Here is a 20654-nt window from a genome sequence, read left to right as displayed (position 1 = left end):
GCCGTCAAAAGCGGCTAACGGGTATCGGGGAGTACGCCGGCGCCCGCAGTCAGGCGGCCGCTTCCCGCGGTGCCTTGCGCCTCGCGCGCCAGGTCATAGCGCGCCTGCAACACCAGCCAATAGAGCGCCGATGTATCCAGCGCGCTGGCAAGCCGTATCGCGTGTCTTGCGGTGATGGCTCGGTCGCCGGCAAGGAAGCCTTTGATATGCGTTGCGGGGATGCCGGTGCGGCGCGCGAGCTGCGCAGGGTTCATTCCCTCCGTGCGCATGTAGTCGTGCAGCAGCACTTCCCCGGGAGAACGCAAACGCTGCGACGCATCCACGTCCAGGCGCGGCGTCAGTTGAATCAGTTCCATGGGCTTCCTTTCCCTGTCCGGCACGCCTCTGGAACAGGCGCGCGCTTACAGACATTCGTGTCAGTGAATGCCTAGTACCTACGTGAGTGATCATCAGGTGGCGACGCACCGCCATGCAGAACGGTGCGCCGCCGGGGGTGATCAATGGCCGGGTGGACAGCTCGCTCGGGGCGCGAGGCCAAGCAACCTGGCGTACTGCTGCAGGCATTGAACCGCGATGCCGAGGCGAGTGGTTTCCACCTCGGAAAGCGGCCACATCAACGATCTGACGGGGAATCCCCGGGCCTGCGCCTCGCGCGCTTGCTCACTGTCGTGACGCAGGCGCGTCAGCGTGAGCACCGCCAGAGCGATGGCGGCGGGCGTGAAGGCCGTGTGGGGTGCCATCAAGGCCGTGCGCGCCGCTCATCCGCAACCGGCCGAGGGCTTTGGCGGACTCGCGCCATCACCCGGTGCCATGATGCCGGCGCCATCGCCAAGATCGTCGGTCACCCAGTGCCGGTGACCGGTGACGTCGCCAAGGTCACGATCGGCATGGAAGGCCAGAAGCACGACACAACGGTCGGTGCATCGATGCGTTTGATCACCTGGGCGGCCTTCAGCAGCAGTGGCGAACTGACTGCCATCGACCACGACTTCATCCTGCGTGCCGATGATGTGAGGCCCGCGCTGATGGCATTTCGAAAAGGCAGGCATCCACGTCGTGGCCCCCTGTCGCCCATCGCTTTCACCAACACAGCGATCGTTCTCCGAGCCGCGCTCAAGACGATTTGATCACGTCCCCTTTCAGACAATGCAGGTCGCTTCCGGAGGTCTGTGGTGTTCGAAGGGGCGACCCATTCTGTGTGCCGGACGATACGTCCTCGCTTGCTGCGAAGAAGGGATCTATCCCATCGCAGTGAGCGATCGCCGGCCCGAAGATTGATTCTGCAGCGACGGCAAAGTCTGTGCTGGTTAACACCCTGCGATAGCCCTCATCCCGAAAGGAGCCGACATGATTGATCGAGACGGTCTCATGGATAACGAATGCGCCTCTAAATCAAGGCGTGAAGCGATTGGCCAACTCGCTTTCTTTGGCTCCGCGATGGCTATATTGTCTGGGCGAGCCGCGGCTCAGAATGGCGCCGGCTCTGGAAGCTATAGCAACGCCGCGGTCGCTTTGGCAGGCCAGGTCGCCCCTTCGAGCTCTGAGGCTGAGCTCGAAAAAGCGGTGAAGATTGCCCGCGCCATGCGTGCCGGGCCTCGGGAAATCACGAGCGATGCAACCGTGGCGGAAATGGATCATCGCGGCAACATGACCGTGCTTCGCCAGGGTAGTAACGGTTGGGTCTGCACGCCGGGCAATGAAAACAAAGTGGGGGACCCACCCATGTGCGCCGATGCGTTGGCGCTGCAATGGTTCAACGACATTTTGGCGGGGCGCCCTGCCCCTACCATCAAAACGCCAGGCCTTTGCTACATGCTCTGCGGAGCCACGCAGCACAGCAACGATTCCGTCCACGACAAGACCAGCCCGGCCATTCCCATTGGACCGCACTGGATGGTGCTTTGGCCCTTTGATGCCAAGCACTGCGGCCTTCCCACGACTGTCCGGGATGCCGGCGCTTGGATCATGTTCGCCGGCACCCCGTATGCCTATCTGCACATTTGCGGCACGCCGTGGGTTGGGAACGAATACACGCCGGGCACCGAACCAAGGTGGACGATGCAATACGTTCCAACCAAAACTGCCCCTCGTTAGTTCCGCGAATAGGCAGTTGCCCGTTTAGGGGTTGAGAACGCCTGCGCCCTGGCGAACGTGTGGCCACTGATTGATGGCGGCGGCGAACGGGGTTGGCTCACTTCTGTGGCCGTAACCCTAGATTGGCGGCGAACGGGGTCGGGTTCACTTCCGAGATCGACGGTCGGTAATGGCCCACCATCACTCGAATAATAGATCTATCGCATTGTTTTACGTGCGATTTATTGCAACCAATTGCAATAGTTACTCGCAATCTTACTCACATTTAGCAAACCAGCCACAAAGAGGGCCGCACCGAGCAACCCGACAGCCTGGGAGATCGGCTGACTGTTGATGTGCGCCGAAATTGAGCCGAGAAGTGCGCCGAAAATGGCCCCGAATCCTACTTCGCACGATAGCGTGTGAAGTTCGGGCGCCCGCATCGTCATATCACCTACTTCCACACCGTCGCGCCGACCGATCCTGCAACTGAAATATGAGAGGATGTGACGGTTAGGGGGGGAGTAATGAGCGAAGCGAGACGTATCGACATCGGTGCGTTCGCCAGGGTACTGGTCGGACCACATCGCGAAAAGGGAATTGGAAAAGTCGTGCGCATCGATGGCCCTTTGGTGGTCATGCGATATTTCGACACTCCCGATGACCCGGAGCCTCCGGAAGTCACCGTGCCCGCCACGGCACTGAAGGTGATGGAATTGCCGGCGCAAACCCGCGTATTTCTCTTCGACCGCCATGTCCATCGCTGGCGTGTTGGGCGGGTTCTAGAAGGCGGTGGCGTGGACGTATTAGTCCAGTTTCCAAATCGCGAGGTAAAAACGATCGCGCGTGAGGAATTGGAGACCCGTTGGCGACAGCCTATTCTGGATTCCACCCTCTTCCTCGCGCGCGGCGTCACTGAGACACCTCGCTTCGCTTACGCACGCTCGGACTTTATCCGGGCCATCACTGCCCAACGGGCGGCTTGTCTGGGTATGTCCGCTGTACTCTCCTCGCGCATCCAGTTGGCGGACTATCAGTTCAAGGTAGTTCGGCGAGTGTTGCAGGATCCCGTACAACGCTATCTGCTTGCCGACGAAGTGGGCTTGGGAAAAACCATCGAGGCCGGCGTACTCATCAGGCAGTACCTGCTGGACTCGCCCCCGACTGCACACGTACTTGTAATCGCGCCGACACCACTGGTGGCGCAGTGGCGCCAGGAATTGCGCGAGCGCTTCATGCTCGCCGACTGGCTGGATGATTTTCTATTCGTGGTGCCGTCCAGCGACCTCAATGCTATCGATGCGCACCTTCGCACAGCGGGCATGCTAGTCGTGGACGAGGCCCATCATCTATCGCGCCAGGGTACCGAGGGCGGCAATGCGCTCTACGAGAGGTTACGCGTGCTCGCGCGCGGCATCCAGCACCTGCTGTTGCTGTCAGCAACGCCGGTGTTGGCAGATACCGAAGGCTTCCTTCGTATGCTGCACCTGCTAGACCCGGGAGTGTTTCCTCTCGACGATTTGGCCGGCTTTGAACGTCGACTCGCCTCCCGCCAACTGGTGGCCGAGACGATTGCCGGGCTGGCGCCGGAACATGTCCTGTCGATGGAGGACGAACTTGATCGCCTGGAATCGGCCTTCGGCGACGATCCTACTCTGCGTGCCTTAATCGATAACTTGCGTCCTGTGGTCCAGCGACTGCCAGAAGAAGACGATCCGGAATTCACTCAAGCGTTGACCGCGCTACGTTCTCACTTGACCGAAACTTACCGCTTGCATCGCCGGATCTTGCGTAATCGGCGTCGCTCTGTGCCCTGGGCCACGCCGCGCCGAGCGGGTATGGAGACGCTGTCGTACCGCTGCAATGTCGCCGGCGAACGCGCCAAAGTGCTAGATGAATTGCGTGTCCATTTGTTCAACCTGGAGGCGAGCGATGCGTTGATGCAATCGCTATTCTCCCTCGCCCTGCATCCGACTGGCGCGTCGTCGCTACGACTGCAACTAGATTCGCAAGCCATCGACGATCCGCACGTCCGTCGATTGGCTGCCCAGATGGATCAGTTCATGGATGACCGTGACGCCATTGGCGCGCGCGTGTCCGCGACCGTAGACGCGGTCCACCGCTTGCTGACAGTGAATGCGCAGCAAGTAGTGGTCTTTTGCGACCGTTCCGAGCATGCCGACCGGGTGACTGCGATGCTACGCGAAGCATTTCCCGGCGAGACCATACAGCGACACACGTGCGTGGAGTTGAGCCACGGACTTGTGGACGAGGAAGAGGAGAGCGAAACCGCCGATACTGTGCAAGCGTGGCAAGCATTCCTACGAGATCCGGAGCGCTGCCGGGTTCTGGTTTGCGACGCTCGCTCTGAGGAAGGGCTCAACTTGCATGGTGGCCGCAAGGTCGCTCTGCACTACGATTTGCCTGCGAACCCAAACCGCCTCGAGCAGCGCCTGGGCCGCCTGGATCGTTTCGGTGCTGGTGAGCCTATTCGTTCGATGGCCGTGATCTGCGCGGACGATCCGACTGAGAGTGCTTGGCTGACCTGCTTGGATCAAGGCTTCGATGTATTCCGTCACTCCATCGCCAGTTTGCAGTACCTGATCGAGTCGTCGCTGCGTCAAGCCACAATTGACTGGATTGGTACCGGCGTCGCTGCGCTTATTGACTGGAACGCGCAATTGGCCGGACCAAAGGGCTGGGTAGCGCGGGAACTGCGACGGATCGATCAACAGGATGCCCTGGACTCTCTGGACGAAGGAGAGGACGAGGCATTCGAACGACTGGAAGTCGAAGACGCCGAATGGGACCAATGGCGCAACGCATTCAGCGCGTTCACCGTCGACAATCTCCTATTTCGCGCCCAGGTTGAACCATGGGACGGCAGCTTGCCCAAGGGCGAGCAAGTACTCCGGTTCGCTTACGATCGCGAAGGCCCGCGTTCGACGCTTCTGTCATTGCCCGCATTCACTGACAGTTTCCTCGGCACGATCGATACGGAGCACCGCAATAGCCGGGCCCGTCACCCACTGACCTTTCCCTACGCGTTTCGGCGTGGCACGGCGCTCTCGCGCCAGGGTATGGCACGCGGGGTGCGTCCGCTCCGTTGCGGCGACCCATTGGTGGAATCGCTGAGCACATTTTGCGATACCGACGATCGCGGTCGTTCGTTCGCAATGTGGCGGCACCTACCTGGCCATAATGCGCGCGACGCCAGTGGTATTGATCTCTACTTCCGCTTCGACGTGCATGTGGAAGTCGATCCTTCTTCACTGTCGGCGTCCGATCCCCTTGACACCCGTGCGCTCCGTCGACACGCAAGCGGCATATTCCCGCCGCAAGCCCACACAGTGTGGGTCAGCATCGATGGCACCATCACAAACGCGCCACCTCCAGAGTTACGCACGCCATATACGCTCGAACCACAGTTGCCAGGCGGTGGCCGTGACTACAACCTCAATCCAGAACGCTGGTATGCCCTCGAACGCGTCGAGATCCTCCCGTGGCTGTCGGAATGGAAGCGGCACTGCCTGCAGGCGCGCGACGCGTCGATGGATCACCTGCGATCCTCGCCGGCGATGCTACGGGACATCCAGACCGCACTCACTGCTTTGGCCCGACAGCGCGAAGAGCGCCTGGCACAGTTGCGTGCGCGTACCCTGCGACTGGACGGCGCCGCACGTACGGCGGAATTGGGGCAATTAACGACCGAGACTCTTCGGTTCGATCTGCTGGCCAAGGCTATCGCTTCGCCGAACCTCCACGTGGACGTCGCCGGCGCAGTGTTCTTATCACCACTCCAGCCGTTCCCGAAATGACTACACCGGGCGTCTTCGATCTACTGGCCGTGCAAGCAATCTGCAGTGACTGGCCAAACACTCCCGTCTCAGAGTCGGTGGTTGCAGACGGCTTGTTGGAGCGGTTGCGACAAGTCTTGCATGAATTGCAACGAGGCATTAGTCGGGGATCCGCGGATCTCATTCCGCTAATCCGACAGACATTACTGCGACATGCCAGCGAGGACACGGCACCAGGCTGGCTATGCGTGCCGAGGGCGCCCAACTGGCCGGAAGAGCCGGCCTGGCGCGCCGGCCAGTTCCACACCGACCCGATTCCGGAGGGGCTAAATGTCTCGCCGCGATTCCCGCACCTGGCGTTTCTCGGCGCGCAAGCTGACCTGTTTGATGATGCCTTCCGCGAATTGCCTGCGCGACCGGTATCGCACGTGGATGGCGATCCGCTCTTGCTGCGCTCACTAGGCCTGCCTACGTATACCGGTGACGGGCAACGTGAAGCCGTGCGCGCGCTTCTGCATCTGCCACCGAATGAGACCCTAATCGCCAACCTGCCGACCGGCAGCGGCAAGAGCCTGCTAGCTCACTTGCCGCCTTTGCTCAATCCGGAAGGCATGCTCACCCTCGCGATCGTCCCAACCGTTGCGCTGGCGCTGGACCAGGCGCGGCGCATGCAGGTGCTCCTCCGTGAACGCTTCCCTCATCGGGCAATTCCGCCACTGGCCTACCACGCCGGCCTGAGTCAGGAAGAGCGGGCCAGCATACGAGGGGCGATCCGGACGGGGGACCAGCCCATCCTGTTCACCTCGCCCGAAAGCGCCATCGGTAGCCTGCGTACCTGGCTGGAACATGCGGCGGCCGAAGGCAGGCTGTCACATGTCGTGGTCGACGAGGCGCACCTCGTGACGGGTTGGGGCAATGGGTTCCGGCCGGTGTTCCAACTGCTGCCGGCGCTCGTGCACAGCCTGCGGCAACACGCGGCCGATCGTCCGCTACGAGTCGTGCTTGCTTCGGCAACGCTGTCCGCCGGGACGCTGTTCGCACTGCGGCAACTCTTCGGGCCGCCCCAGTCGACCTACCTCGTAGCTGCAGTACATCTGCGATCGGAGCCGCGTTACGCTTTCCAGTTCAGTCCCAGCGCTTCCGATCAAAGGGAGCTCATACTCGAAGCGATTCGATTTGCGCCCCGCCCCTTCATCCTGTATGTCACCCGGCCGGATGAGGCGACTACGTGGTTAGCTCACCTCCGCGAGGCGGGCTATGCGCGAGTAGCAGCCTTCACCGGTCGCACGCCCTCGAGCGAACGCGACCAGTTGCTGCGCGCGTGGGCCGCAAACAAACTTGACGGAATGGTCGCCACTTCGGCCTTCGGGCTTGGTGTCGATAAGAACGATGTTCGCACTGTACTTCATGCCACTCTCCCGGAGTCGCTGGATCGCTTCTATCAGGAAGTCGGACGCGGCGGCCGCGATGGTCGTGCCAGTGCGAGCCTACTTGTTCATACCGCACAGGACATCGATCAAGCCAAAGGCATGGCAAGCGAGAAACTGCTGCGCGACGACACGGCCTTCGAACGCTGGACCCTGATGATCACTCATGCCCGCCCGGCCGATGGCGACGATGTGTATTGGGTTGATCTGAATCGTCTGCCGTCACATCTGGTCGTGAATTCGGAGCAAAGCTCGCTGTGGAATGTCCGAACACTTACCTTGATGGCGCGCGCCGGCCTGATCGAACTGGTCGCCTTGCGTGACGGCGCGGGTAATGGCGACGAGACTCCAGTCGACCTGGCGTTGGCCTCCGAGGCCGCCGTTCGGATTCTCGATGCAAATCACCGCAATCCTGACGCGTTCTCGCAGCGACTGGCTCAAGCACGCGACGCTATGTTGCGGACTGCCGAGCAAGGAATACGCGTTATGCGACACGTGGCTCGTCGCGATATCGAGATCTCGCAAGCGCTGACGCAGACCTACTCAGTCATCCAGGGCATCTGGTCACCCGTCGTTACCTGTTGCGGGGGTTGTGCGACCCATTGGGACGACCGCCGTACGACTGGTCTGTATCCGCCACCGCATGCCGGGCGCCTGCGCCGATTTGCGACCCGCGACACTGGACGGATTCGCCACCTCGGCCTGCCAATGGCATCCCCGCGCCTGCTGGTCGTCGCAGTGCCGGATGACGGCCAATTCCTGACCACCTGTGAACGTCTCGCCAACCACCTTGCGTCCGTCGTCAGGCCGCACGCTTGGCTGATGGAGCCATCGTTGAAGACGCGCTTCGGGCAACGACTACGCCAACTGTTGCGCCCGCTCCCGCGCGACGACAGCTTCATCGATATCGTCGACGCGCGCGCGCCGGACGCTTGGACGGCGGGAAGTGATGAGGTCCGCGTGATCTTTCTGGATCGCGTCCGTCCAGCATCGTTCCCGCAGGAACTCTGGCATTCGGAGGCCGCTTTAGACATCGTCATTGTGTCGAAATCGCTCGGCGATCCGGATCATGAGGGGCGATATTTCATCGACACAACCCCGTACGTGGCGTCGGCGACTTTCCTAGAAAGGATTTCATCATGACCCTTCTGAATCTGGCCAGCGATGGCTTGCCCAATATCTTAGTAACCCTGACGGCAACACTGCACAGGGCGCGGAGACCACTGACGCGAGCCGATCTGCTAGCGCGCATCGCGCCCGCGGGCGTCGTCGACGAAGAGAAGATGGCGCGGCAGACGCTCAACCGTTGGCTCGAATTGGGTCTGTTCGAAGAAGTTGACGAGTCGATCCGCCTGGCCCAGCCGCTGGAATTGGCGACTAACGATGAGGCAGCGCTGTTAGTGGCGGTGCGATCGGCAGCGCGTCGGTGCGCGCTATCTGACGTTAACAATCCGGACTTGTGGGCCCATCGAGAAGCCAAGGCTGCCGACCTCACCCGTTCGCTGGCTTGGCTTCTCGCGCAGGATATCTATCGCTTCACCTTCAGTGACATCGAAAGATTGGAAGGTAACCAGATCGCTGATGCTGACTCGAGGTTGATGCGCAATGACACACGCCAGAACGGGTTGAAGTACTGGGGTCATTTCCTCGGCTTTGTACGGCAACCCGGCGGCGGCGATGTCGATCCGACCACCGCCATTCGAGAGTCACTGGCTCGTTGCGTCGCTTCTGGAGAGGGCATGCCCGCGACGGATTTCATCCGAAATCTGGCCGATGAACTGCCGGTCCTCGATGGCGGTCGATGGCGACTGGCGGTCGAGGACCGCCTGGAGCGACAGGCCTTGCCTGTGCTAGCGGAGGGGCAACTGTCGACTGCGCTGTCGCGGGCGCTAATCCAGTTCATCATGGAGGGCCTGCTCATCTTCGAAAACCGCGCTGACGTTGGACGCAGCATTGTGCTGACCGGCCGCGATGGAATGCGCCCCGATTATCGCTTCAGTTGGGTTCGCCTAAGTGAACAGACTCGGAGGAAGAGCGCATGAGTACGCTGGATCTCTACTGGCCCTCCGCCGCGCAGGTCGACCAATGCATCCGCACTGAGGCTGAAACCGTCGACGACGCCGTCCTGCTCGCCGTCCACGAACCCGGCCCGCTCCGGGTCCGTGCAGCCAATGCATCCGCCGAGGAGACGGCCACCGAAAGCGATCTGCTCAATGAACTCATGCGCCCGGCGGATGATGGGAGCGCCGTTGTAGTAGCAATTACCGGTGACTCCGGTGTTGGCAAATCGCACATGGTTCGCTGGCTGCATGCGCAATTACAGCGGCACCCGGCGCGCGAACGCCTAGTCATCGTGCTTGTGCCCAAGACCGCAAGCCTTCGCCAAGTCGTGGAGCGCATTCTTGAACCGCTGGAGGGCGAACACTACGCGCAACTTAAAGCAGAACTGTCACGAGTAGTGGAAACGCTCAGGCCGGACGAAGCCAAGCAATTATTGGCGACCAGTCTGGCGATCGAACTCGACCGCCTACATCAGCAAGACATGGCGGCGCTGCGTGGTGGCGGACGATCGGATGATCGTGCGCTTCGCGCACATGCCGAGCACGCCAGGGGATTGAGCCATCTACTGCGCGACCCTGTCGTCAACGAAAATTGGTTGTATCCGGTGCTTATGCGCATCGTCACTCGGACCTTGCATGGCGGCAGCGAAGCCGACACCGGCGAACTGCGACGTTTCACTCCGCAAGATTTGCAGGTGCCGGAGGCCTGGGATCCAACGCAAGCTACGCGCGCCGCAAACGTCTACCTGCAGAAGCTCCAATCAGACGAGGGCGCGGCGCTGCCGTTGGCCACGGAACTGTTGCAGGAGGCGCTGGACCCGGCACTGCGCACGGTGTTTCGCTTCTCCGAGGCTCTCGGCCAGCGCTCTATCGAGGAAATCGTCGACGACATTCGTCGCCACCTGCTGGAGCAGGACCGCGAACTGGTGCTGCTAATCGAGGACTTTGCCGCGCTGGCTGGCATCCAGCAGCCGCTACTGAATCTGATCATCGCCGAGAGCGATCATCAGGGTAAGCGCATCTGAGCTCCACTGCGCACCGCGCTTGCGGTCACCGACGGCTTTCTACCAAGCCGACAGACCATTCTGACCCGCGCCAAGCGAGAATGGATCATTCCGAACTCACCTGGCAATGACGAACAAATCGTCGAACGACTGATCGATCTCAGCGGCCGCTATCTTAATGCTGCGCGCTTGGGCATCGAAGTTCTAACCAGGCAATACGCGCAACGCAGCGACGAGGATCTGTATGGCTGGGTGCGCCCCTTCGATCATGAACTCGACGCGGACGATAGCGACCGACTCAAGGCCTTCGGCAGCAGCAGCCACGGATATCCACTGTTTCCGCTGTCACGTGAATCGATCGCAGCGCTGACGCGTCGCGAACTGCGCCAGGGCACGCAGTTGATCTTCAATCCACGCGCCTTCATCAACCACGTCCTGCGCGATGTGCTCGTGCTCCGTGCCGAATTTGTGCGCGGCGAGTTCCCTCCCCCTGGCTTCAAGGACGCGGTAATGAGCACCGGTGCGGAAATCGCCGTGCGCGCCCAACCATTGTCGGACACCATGCGCGCGCGACTGGCGCCCGCACTCGTGTACTGGGCCGGCAATCCTCAGGATCTTACATCGGCACCGCGAGTGTCAAAGGACGTGTTCTCCGCGTTCCAACTCGCTTGGCCGTTCGACACGAACGCGCCAGCGGTATTGATACCACCACGCCAGGCCACCCCAGCCGCTCCCGAACGCACCCGGCCGACGTCCCCAATCGAACAGGAAGCGCCTGCGGCGGCGCCTGTCACACCGCAAGACGAATCGATAGAGGCTTGGGCAACCGGGCAATTGCTGACTCAGCGCCCCGCCAACGAAGTCCGCAAAGTCATCGCGCAAGCGCTGAATGAACGGCTTGACTGGAATTCTCTGCGAATGCGCCGCCAGCCGATCCAGGCCGGTCACATCTGGCTGCCATTTGCTTCCGTCGGCAATCCGACGGCCGAGCCACGATTCCTCGTCGGCCAAGAGGTTCGACCGTTAGCTTTAAATGTGCGCGCCGGGGTGCCCGCGCTATGTCGCTGGGCGGCCAACGGCCGCAACTGGAATTATCCCCGAGCAGAAGACGATTACGCTGTGGCGCAGATGCTCCTCGACGGATTGGAAATGCAGGCCATGCAGTGGTTCCCGCAGATCGCGTGCCAGCGCGCACAAGCTGCGCTTCGCACGCTGCACCGCCAGGCGTTGCTTTTGCGGATGACGCGCAAGGCCGAACCGGACGAACCCGCACTCGTGGACTACTTCCGGCCATTAGACGCGTCGCCAATCGCGCCAGACAAGGACGACCGTAGTCCCGAAGCGCCTATCTTGCAGATCGCCGTTGATGCAGCAAACGCCTTGGACGACGTGCGAGACGTGCTACTGGATTCCGTCGCCTGCTTTCAAGGCCCAGGCTCCACAGCCTTGGCGGTGGACCGTGTACGTTTGCAGAACGCCTGGAACGCCAAGGACGATGAGAGCCAGGACTCGGCGTTACTTGCCCAATCAGACAAGGCTCGCCAGATTGCTCGTGACCTTGGATCAAGTCGTCTGAAGAATTTCGTGTCGCGCTACACCAGTCTGCTCGACAAGCGGTTGCCGACTATCCAACGCATTCTCGGACCGGTTCCCGAGATCAGCTTAGTGGCGCCGATCAAGGAACTGCTAGGGGAAGCAAAGCGCGCAGGCACGCTCGCGAGGGTCGAGTACAGTCCGACCGCGGTGGATCGCGCACTGGGCTTCCTGGCCTCGGATGCTGGGCGCTCTGTGCTCCGCCGCGCGAGTTCGTTCAGTGCTCCTGATTCAGCACGCTCGGCGGAATTCCAGTTGGCGGCCTGTACCGACATCGAATTGGCCTCGTTACGGACGGCCACTGAAGCGCTGGAAACCTTGGAAACCTTGGTCACAAACATTCAGCGCGCCGCCGACTCGCAACTAAAGGTCTCCGGTGGCGGAGACGTGGCCGACGCCTTAAATGCTCTGCGCGCAAATCTGACAGCCCTGGCCGGGGAAGGAGATCCCGTTGAATCTCGCTGAGCAATGCCAGCAGGCACGTTCCACCATCGAGGCGTTGGTCATCGCACAGCAACGTCAGCACCAGCGCTCAGCATTGCGGGAACGGACCGCAGAGTGGGACAAAGTACGCGTCGACTGGGCGAAGGCGGTCGAACAGGCCGGTTGGATTAACCTTCGTCCCGAGTCCGTCCCCGATTGCGCCAGGATCCAGTTGGCCTTGCGCGGCGACGCACGCGAAGCGGCAAAGCGCTTAGGCGACATGCAAGACGTCGCCAGCCTAGCCTTGGATCCACTGTGGACGCGACTGCTCCAATCAACCGGTAAGGCCGCAGATACCCTCCGCGCGGCGACGCTAGTCACCTGGCGTGCCTGGGTGGAATCGACAGAACGGCCCATAGAGCCGGCGGCGCTGCGCGCTAAAGTCGCAAGCATCCCGGCCAACCGCGAGATCCTTAAGCGCTACGAACAAGTCCACGCCGCCTACATACGGTTGGCCACGCAATCGCTACCGCGCAGTGCCGACGATGCCGCCGCGTTGCGCGCAGCCGAAGCCGCATGTAATGAAGAAATGAGCGGCTTGAGCTACGACGTGCCACCAGCCGTCGAAGTGTTTTTCCGAGCGGTCGACGGGGGCAAGGCAACGCTGGCAAACCTTACGCCGGAAGTCTTGCAGTGGCTGCGCGAGCACGCCCAACTGGAGCACTACCTCATCCGGAGTAAGCACGCATGACGCTCTCGCCCGACTTGACGCTGGTCGAGAAGGCCCTCGACGAACTCGAACGTCGCGAAGTGCGTGTGCTGGTCTGGGGTCTGGTTGACAGCGTCCTGAGCGAGGCTGAAGTACTGGATGTTCTTGACCAGACGCTTGACACTTATCCCGAAGTCGCCGCCCATCCCGACTGCAGTTTCCTGGGCGCGCGCGGCCTGCTGGAACGATTGTTGGGATTGTCGCTCCTCATGCCGATCGAGGCGCGTGATGGACGGTCAGTGCACTACCGCAGCCGCATGGCCGAAGGCGTGCGATTGCTGGTGCGGCTGCGACAGTTGATGCCGAAACATGGGAAAGCCGACCAATGGATCTCCGCGCCGAATCTGGTCGCGGATTATCGGTTGCTCTGGCGTCCACGTCGCTATCCAAAGCGTAATACCACTGCCGCTGAGGCGCGCGAACAACTCGCTCGCCGCACCCAAGCCCTTACGTTCTCGGCCGTTGACCATTGGCTGCATCAGCATGGCGCCAGGTTGCAACTGGCGCGATTCCAGGTCGATGCTGCGTCGCGGATTCTGGAGAACCTCGACAGCGGGCGCCCGGGCGGCACACTTGTCGCGGCTGGTACAGGAAGCGGCAAGACACTCGCATTCTATCTACCTGCACTCTCCTGGCTGGCGGCACAAAAGCGCGGAGCTCCTGGCCATCGCGGCGTTCGAATCCTCGCGGTCTACCCGCGGAACGAACTACTCAAGGACCAGTTGCGCGAAGTGTTCTCGCAGGCGCGAACCTTCGATGATTACCTGGGGCGCGCCGGCGCACAGCCCATTAGTGTCGGCGTGCTCTATGGCGAGACCCCGAGAACACTGGCGAAGGCCTGGGAAGCCTGGCGCCCGCTGCATGGGGCGTGTCCGTTCTTCCGCTGTCCAGCATGCCGGCAGGAAATGCGTCTGCGCTCGGGGGACCAAGCGTCGCTGCTTTGCCGCAGTTGCGGCACCGTCGTCGACAGGAGCCAGTTGCGACTGACCCGCGAAGACATGCAGGCCGAACCGCCGGACGTGTTGTTCACTTCGGTGGAAATGCTCAACCAGCGCATGTCCGATTCTGAGATGCGACATCTATTTGGGCTCGGTCCAGATGCAGATAGCGTTCCTGCGTTGATGCTGCTTGACGAAGTGCACGTCTACACTGGCACCTATGGCGCCCAAGTCGCTTACCTTCTGCGCCGCTGGTCGCACCTCACTCGCCGGCGCACAAGCTTCGTTGGCCTTTCGGCGACACTGGCCGAAGGGAAGCGCTTCTTTGCCAACCTGACCGGCCTGGAAGAGGCGGTAGTCGAGGAGATTTCACCGCAAAGCGGCGATATGGAAGACGAAGGCGCGGAGTACCTCCTCGCCTTGCGTGGCGATCCGGTTTCGCAGACTGCGTTGCTGTCTACCTCAATCCAGACGCTGATGCTCGGATCGCGATTACTGGACCCACGCGAGAAATTCTCGCCAAAAGAGCGCCCCTTCGCCGGATGGCGCAGCTTTGCATTCACCGACCAAGTGGACGCGACAAACCGCCTGTTCTATGACTTGCGCGACGCTGAAGGCCGAAACGAAAGCGGCAATGCAGCCATCTTGCGCCACCCGAATGGCGGTTTGGCACATCTACGCGAACCGAAGCCGGAGAACCACAAGCGTTTCGAGGCCGGCCAGGACTGGAGACTTGCCACTCACATCGGCCATACGCTCGGTCAGCGACACAAGGTTGAGCGCACCACTTCATACGACGGAGGTGTTGATCACGATGCTGAGATCGTAGTGGCGACTGCTGCGTTGGAAGTTGGCTACGATGATCCGGCCGTTGGTGTCGTGTTGCAGCACAAGGCGCCGCGAGACATGGCGCAGTTCCTGCAGCGAAAAGGTCGCGCAGGACGTACACGCCATATGCGTCCGTGGACGTTAATGGTGCTATCCGACTACGGGCGAGATCGCCTGGCCTATCAGGCCTATGAACAGTACTTCGATCCCGAACTGCCACCACGTGAACTGCCTTTGGGTAACCGCTATGTACGTCGCATGCAGGCGGTGTACGCGATGATCGATTATCTGGGCGTGCGCATGCAGGCCGGCTATCCGGCGGGTTCGGTGTGGCGCGATCTGTCCGGCCCGCGCTCAGTCAAAGACTTCCAGCGCTGGCCTGCGACTGAAAAAAAGCAGGTCGACACGCTACTCGGTCAGTTCGAATTTCCGCTAACAGCCGAACAGTGGAAGCAAGCCAGGGATAGAGCCAGAAAGTTGGCTCCTCGAGGTGACACCAACCGCTGGGCTGGTGCCAACCGCTTGCAGAGCCGATTGCGCGACCGCTATCTGGTAGGCGTACTGTCGGCGGTGCTGCGCGAAGACGAGGCCGGTGAACAACTGGCCAGTTTCGTGCAGAAAGGGCTCGACGTCCGCCGCGAAGACATTGATCTGCTGTTGTGGGACCACCCGCGCCCACTGCTGCTGGCGGCGATCCCAACCGCGCTGCGTCGCTTGGCCTCGAACTGGCGCGCTGGCGATATGCCGGCGGCGGAACGTGCGGCCGGGCATCCGCTTCCGGAGTTCGTGCCAGCAGCGCTTTTTAGCGACCTAACTCTTCCCGAGACGCAACTGCACCTGCCCAATTCGGGTTCGACCTATGCACTTCCAGCTTTGCAGGCGTTGAACGAGTTCGCGCCGGGCAAGGTGTCGCGCCGGTTCGATCACACCTTGTGGCTTGGACCTGGCGAAGCCGAACTAGTCCAATTGATCGATGCCGCTGGCTCGTCGGATATAGAAGTGCCGCTACCGGTGGATGACTTATACGTCCTTGACTCCCAACCGTCTTTCCACATTGCTGACGCTAACGGCGTGCGCGTTTGTCCGGCGTTTCGTACGGTTGCGTTTCACCTGCGCTCAGTTCCGAAGCAGGGCGGCGGCAAAGCCATCCAGGTGCAGGACAGTTCCAATGCGCGCTTGCTCTGGCGGAGCCAGATCTTCGGGCGCAGGGAGGGTGCAAGGTTTACTGCGCCGAGTGGACGCGTGGGCATCGCGCGCCTGTTCCAGGATGTGATCATCCATACCCATGCGAGCCAGGCACAAGCCACCATCCGCCGCTTTGCCGTGGCGTCACGCGTGAACATCAGGGTGCGGCAATCCAACGAACGTAGTGACTACCGCGCTACCTGGCGGTTCGAGAAGGATGGACATCCCTGTGGCATCGGCTTCGAGATCGAGGCCGATGCGCTGTGTTTCCGCCTGCAGCTACCGGCATCGCCCGGTACGGAACTTAGGAAGGAACCGGTCGCTACTCAGCGCGCGGCGCGCACGGCGCGTTATCGCTGGGAAGCGCAGCACGGTAGCGCTTTGGCTGGAGTCGAAGAAAACCCATTTGCTCGCGACTGGCTTGCGCAGATTTTTCAGATCGCCGCGGTCTCGTACGCGGTCGAACAAGACGTAACCCTGCTCGGCGCGATTTCCGCCTTGGGTTCGGGTCAGGAGCCACATCGACTCAGCAGCGTACTAAGCGCCATCTTTCAATCCACCGACGTAGTGGAAGACGACGGCACCCACACAGTTGGCGACACCCCAAGGCTCAAGGAGAACCTACAAGCATCGTTGCGACAGATCGAAGTCGTACGTGCGCTTGCGGAACTGGCGACAATGACACTGACAGCGCCCTTCGATTCCACTTGGGATGATTGGCTCTCATCTGTCCACCTGCATACGCTCGGCGCTGCCGTGCTGGAGGCCATCCAGCAAGCCTGCCCGCAGATCAGCACGGAGGATCTGGCTGTCGACGGTGATCCAGGTCCCCTGGAAAATGGCACGTCGCGCTTGCATACGGAGTTGTGGATCTCCGAGATCAATCCGGGCGGAAACGGACTCATCGAACAGTTGGTTGAAGTGCTCGCCACCGATCCAACTCTGTTCTTCCGTCGCATCGAGTCGGCGCTTGGCGCGTCTGAATTCGAAATCATCGATACGCAGTTGCGCGGTTTCCTGATGGCTATCGGATCCAGGGCCAGTGACGCCGAATTAGTAGAGATCACACGGGCTATCCGAGAGTCCAACTCATCGCGACACACCCAGGAAGGCCTCGACAAGCTGCGTCGTGCCTTGGTTCAGCGCAACCAGGCGGTCTTCCATGGCTTCATAGCTGCACTCAGTAGTCGCATCTTGCGTCCACACACGCCGCCGGACTTGGATGCGTTGCTTGCTGACTTCATGCAGCGTTGGGATGACCTGGAAAGGCAACTAGGCGTGGAAGTTGATGCGCGTGTGACATGCGCACTGCTGAGCCGTGACGACCGAATTGATCAGGTGTTCCTCGCGGCCGGCTTCGATCTTCCGGACGGCGATCGCACTACGTGGCGCTTCAGCGTGCTTCTGGGCCTGGTCTGGGCGCGTGGACACGCTTTGCGCAACCACGCTCTACCACTGCCGCTACGCTTTCAGGACACGCCCGCAGTCACAGAGCGCTTGCTGCTGCAGAGTTGGTTGTCCGAACTGGACGCACCAATTACAACAGATGCTACCGACTGGTTGACGACCTTGCACGACCGCTTAGTCCGATTGGGCCGCGCGACAGTGCGCGTTCGTGCCGATTCAGAGGCGTTAGCGACCGTAATGGGGCCATTAGTGACCCAGCCAGTGCAATTGGAATACCTCAACGTCTATCCGAAGCTGGTATCGATGACCCGCCAGGACGACGCAATTCATCTCCAACTGGAGTTGGAGGCGACGACATGAGTTTATCCCGCAAAATCTTTAAGAGTTCGACGGCTCTGCAAGGTGCCGTACATGAAGTCCTAGTTTTTGCATTTACCCAGGAACTTCTCAGCCCGAGCCAGCATGTGTTCTTGGTCGCACCGTGGATCAGTAACATCGTCGTGTTCGACAATCGACTCGGCCAGTTTTCCGCGCTCAATCCCGATTGGAGCAAACGCGAGATCCGATTGGTGGAGGTACTCGCAACGGCGGCGGCCAATGGCAGTCACATCCATGTCCTTACCCGCCCTGACGCACACAACCAGTATGTCGAACGACGCCTGAAAGAGGCCATGGCCGATGCCGGACTTTCCGATGCACTGAATTGGAAGGTCAGGCCGCTGTTGCACAGTAAGGGGCTTCTCACTGATCGCTTCTACCTAGATGGGTCGATGAATCTCACTGAAAGCGGCGTCCATCTGAATGATGAGACCATCGCCATCTCCTACGAACAAAGCGACATTGCACAGGCCCGCGTCCACTTCGAGGATTACCTGTGAACGACAGCGCTCACAATGATCAGGCAAAGAGTGCGATCGCGTTGCAACAGCGCTTCTTTGCCGCACCCAATCGCTTCATCTACGAAGACGATCCGCGAGCCTCTTCCGATCAGGTAATGATCGAACTGGCGCGCAGCTTACTGCGCCACCGGAGCGGCCATGTGGATCGTCCGCTACTATTGCCATTCCGAGCGCATGATGCGGATCCGATCACTTGGTTCGCCTGCGCGCCAGAAGGCGCCCAGGCGCGGGCAATGGCATCAGAACTGGAAGGCTTCCTCGGACCAAGCTTCGCTAACTTCGCTCCGCTAGAGCGGACTGCGGATGCGGCTGATCGTCACATTGACCCCGTGCTGCGAGATGCCGGGTGGCATTCCATTCGATTCGAAGCCATCGCAAGCACCGGTGACATCCGTGTCCTTCAGCAGTGGACCTTATATTCGCAGTTGATGGATCGGCGGCCGCGGGCGCCCACCTATGTACCGCAGACTTTCGAACAATTGCGAGCCGCTTTCGATCGTGCATTGTCTGCACGGAACGAACAGGCAGCTCGTGCTTTGCTTGGCGCTCTGCACGAACGCTTTGGGTTGTCGGCAGAGAACCGTCTCTATCTCGAGATTCGCCTGGCAGCTGCATTGGAGCGCTGGGGTGACATCGCACGCCACCCATTATTGCCCACCCTGGTCCATCTGACACTGCCGCGCGAGACATACGGCGACGTGATGGAAGCGCTCTACCAGGTGGACGTATGTCCGGCTGAATCGGCACGCGAACTCGACGAACTCCTGGAGGCTTTTCGCCTATCGCTCGCCACTCGCGCTGCGCGCCTATTTCGGTCACGCGGCACGTCCAATCGGGTCGCGGTGCACAAGAGTTTCCTGCTTCACGAGTTGACCCAGCCTAATCCGGATGGCCTCTTCGCAGCGCAAATTCTGACAAACCTGACTATAGGTGCATTCGGCTCCCTCGACGCGGCGGTACGTGCCCGTGTGGCCAGCCTGGTTCCACTGGACTCGCGTCAGGAAGCACAACAAGCGCTCAAGGAGGAAAAGTTCGACCGTGCTTACGAGTTGTTCTGGCCTCTCAACAACGACTTCGATGTGCTGGCCGCCTTGGTGTTATGTGCGCGCGAAGCAGAAGATCCTGCCAAGGCAGGTGCCGTTCTGGAACGGCTGACGGCCGCACCACAACCGTTGCCCTCGATGATTCGGGCCGAACTGCCGCACCGAGTGGCACGCTTAGAAGAACTTGCGCGGCGCCAGCGCCCCCCGAGCACCCGCTGGAGCGACCTGCTGCGGCAGACGCGAGGCGAGACGGATGAATACTTTGTCGAACGCTGGCGTGAACTCGCACGTTCCAGTGATCCGGCTGATGTCCTGCGTGAGGCAGACATTGGGCAAGTCGCCGCGCAGCATCTACTCGACCTGGCAGTCGTACAACCGGACGTTTTTGAGCAACTGTATCCACTCTGGCACGAACTATTCGTCGATCGCTGCCCCCCTGACAAGCGCCTCGTGCCGGTCTACGAAGCACTCATCGAGACGCTGCGGCTGCGTGACGTGTTTGCGGCACCAGAACTGGATTTGCTGCAACAGACCCTGACGATGCTGCTGAGGGCGGGCGTATCGGGTAAGACCTATGCCAAGGTCGTAGACGAAATCGGTGCAGTCTTCGCCCAAGTGCGATCGCCGCAAGTGCTTACGTGGGCGCTGTCCGTTTGCGACACTCTGGCAATCTCGCCGATTGGCGACGCCGAAGCGCGACTGCGTCTGCTTACCGTCGTAGCGCAGGCCTGCGTAGACTACGGCGGTCGCCTAGATTTCATGCAACGCGCACTACTGCAGTTGCTTGCAACCGAAGCAGGGCTGACGCCACCGGCGCTACCGGCCGACACGTCTGCCATGGAGGAAGATGTCCGCCCAGACGATCGAGAAGGGTTGGTGGCCTTCTATAGCCTGGATGAAGCCGCTGCGCGTCGAGCTAGCAGCCTTCTTACCACTTTGTATCCGCGCATCAGAGTTGAATGCAGTGCCGACCTGGTTTGCTCTCCGCGCCTGCGCAAACTGGCGCAAACGGCAGATGTATTCGTGTTTGCCTGGAAAAGCAGTAAACATGCGGCTTACGATTGCGTGAAAGCCGCATGTCCCAGCAAGGATGTACTGGTAATGGCCCCGGGCGGTGGCGCAACCAGTTTGTTGGCGACCGCGATTCAAAATCTCCATTAGGCAATCTGACGACGTCCGCTGTCGCTAGGTTCGCCAAGTGGATTTGT

At 60.9% G+C, this 20654-nt stretch carries 12 protein-coding genes; 11 read left to right on the top strand and 1 reads right to left on the bottom strand.

The genetic code is table 11. The features are described from left to right. Positions 1 to 14: 14 nt before the first annotated feature. Positions 15 to 356, bottom strand: a complete 342-nt coding sequence (locus ABIC75_RS14180) for a HigA family addiction module antitoxin (protein ID WP_354014525.1) — start codon at positions 354 to 356, stop codon at positions 15 to 17. Positions 357 to 500: 144 nt separating this feature from the next. Here ABIC75_RS14180 and ABIC75_RS14175 point away from each other — a divergent pair, with 144 nt between their 5' ends. The 11 genes from ABIC75_RS14175 to dpdD all read left to right on the top strand — a co-directional run bounded on the left by ABIC75_RS14175 (position 501) and on the right by dpdD (position 20607). Next, positions 501 to 1127 (top strand): DUF1259 domain-containing protein, encoded by a 627-nt coding sequence (locus ABIC75_RS14175; protein ID WP_354014524.1) that lies wholly within the window; start codon positions 501 to 503, stop codon positions 1125 to 1127. A gap of 220 nt (positions 1128 to 1347) precedes the next feature. Continuing rightward, positions 1348 to 2094, top strand: coding sequence for a hypothetical protein (locus tag ABIC75_RS14170; RefSeq protein WP_354014523.1), 747 nt, complete (start codon positions 1348 to 1350; stop codon positions 2092 to 2094). 506 nt (positions 2095 to 2600) lie between these two features. Further along, complete coding sequence (gene dpdE / locus ABIC75_RS14165) at positions 2601 to 5891, top strand: protein DpdE (protein WP_354014522.1); 3291 nt, start codon at positions 2601 to 2603, stop codon at positions 5889 to 5891. After that, positions 5888 to 8440 (top strand): protein DpdF, encoded by a 2553-nt coding sequence (gene dpdF / locus ABIC75_RS14160; protein WP_354014521.1) that lies wholly within the window; start codon positions 5888 to 5890, stop codon positions 8438 to 8440. Before dpdE ends, dpdF begins: the two co-directional genes overlap by 4 nt. Then, positions 8437 to 9339: a protein DpdG gene (gene dpdG, locus ABIC75_RS14155; RefSeq protein WP_354014520.1), complete on the top strand. Its 903-nt coding sequence runs from the start codon at positions 8437 to 8439 to the stop codon at positions 9337 to 9339. The genes dpdF and dpdG overlap by 4 nt, the downstream gene beginning before the upstream one ends. Beyond that, positions 9336 to 10382, top strand: coding sequence for an ATP-binding protein (locus ABIC75_RS14150; protein ID WP_354014519.1), 1047 nt, complete (start codon positions 9336 to 9338; stop codon positions 10380 to 10382). The genes dpdG and ABIC75_RS14150 overlap by 4 nt, the downstream gene beginning before the upstream one ends. Positions 10383 to 10550: 168 nt before the next feature. Then, positions 10551 to 12419, top strand: a complete 1869-nt coding sequence (locus tag ABIC75_RS14145) for a hypothetical protein (RefSeq protein WP_354014518.1) — start codon at positions 10551 to 10553, stop codon at positions 12417 to 12419. Further along, positions 12406 to 13128 carry a hypothetical protein gene (locus ABIC75_RS14140; RefSeq protein WP_354014517.1) on the top strand — a complete coding sequence of 241 codons (723 nt, stop codon included), beginning with the start codon at positions 12406 to 12408 and terminating at the stop codon, positions 13126 to 13128. The genes ABIC75_RS14145 and ABIC75_RS14140 overlap by 14 nt, the downstream gene beginning before the upstream one ends. Further along, positions 13125 to 17864 (top strand): protein DpdJ, encoded by a 4740-nt coding sequence (gene dpdJ / locus ABIC75_RS14135; RefSeq protein WP_354014516.1) that lies wholly within the window; start codon positions 13125 to 13127, stop codon positions 17862 to 17864. The genes ABIC75_RS14140 and dpdJ overlap by 4 nt, the downstream gene beginning before the upstream one ends. Beyond that, positions 17861 to 18382 (top strand): phospholipase D-like domain-containing protein DpdK, encoded by a 522-nt coding sequence (dpdK, locus tag ABIC75_RS14130; protein WP_354014515.1) that lies wholly within the window; start codon positions 17861 to 17863, stop codon positions 18380 to 18382. The genes dpdJ and dpdK overlap by 4 nt, the downstream gene beginning before the upstream one ends. After that, positions 18379 to 20607 (top strand): protein DpdD, encoded by a 2229-nt coding sequence (gene dpdD, locus ABIC75_RS14125; RefSeq protein ID WP_354014514.1) that lies wholly within the window; start codon positions 18379 to 18381, stop codon positions 20605 to 20607. Before dpdK ends, dpdD begins: the two co-directional genes overlap by 4 nt. Positions 20608 to 20654: the final 47 nt, after the last annotated feature.

The organism is Dyella japonica (assembly GCF_040545895.1).
GTDB lineage: Bacteria > Pseudomonadota > Gammaproteobacteria > Xanthomonadales > Rhodanobacteraceae > Dyella > Dyella japonica_D.
Note: the sequence above shows the minus strand (reverse complement) of the source record. Positions and strands in the feature narration are given on the sequence as shown.

Excerpts from the sequence above, each read along its gene's own strand:
- ABIC75_RS14180 (WP_354014525.1), bottom strand. The coding sequence starts at position 356 with ATGGAACTGATTCAACTGACGCCGCGCCTGGACGTGGATGCGTCGCAG.
- ABIC75_RS14175 (WP_354014524.1), top strand. The coding sequence starts at position 501 with ATGGCCGGGTGGACAGCTCGCTCGGGGCGCGAGGCCAAGCAACCTGGC.
- ABIC75_RS14170 (WP_354014523.1), top strand. The coding sequence starts at position 1,348 with ATGATTGATCGAGACGGTCTCATGGATAACGAATGCGCCTCTAAATCA.
- dpdE (WP_354014522.1), top strand. The coding sequence starts at position 2,601 with ATGAGCGAAGCGAGACGTATCGACATCGGTGCGTTCGCCAGGGTACTG.
- dpdF (WP_354014521.1), top strand. The coding sequence starts at position 5,888 with ATGACTACACCGGGCGTCTTCGATCTACTGGCCGTGCAAGCAATCTGC.
- dpdG (WP_354014520.1), top strand. The coding sequence starts at position 8,437 with ATGACCCTTCTGAATCTGGCCAGCGATGGCTTGCCCAATATCTTAGTA.
- ABIC75_RS14150 (WP_354014519.1), top strand. The coding sequence starts at position 9,336 with ATGAGTACGCTGGATCTCTACTGGCCCTCCGCCGCGCAGGTCGACCAA.
- dpdJ (WP_354014516.1), top strand. The coding sequence starts at position 13,125 with ATGACGCTCTCGCCCGACTTGACGCTGGTCGAGAAGGCCCTCGACGAA.
- dpdK (WP_354014515.1), top strand. The coding sequence starts at position 17,861 with ATGAGTTTATCCCGCAAAATCTTTAAGAGTTCGACGGCTCTGCAAGGT.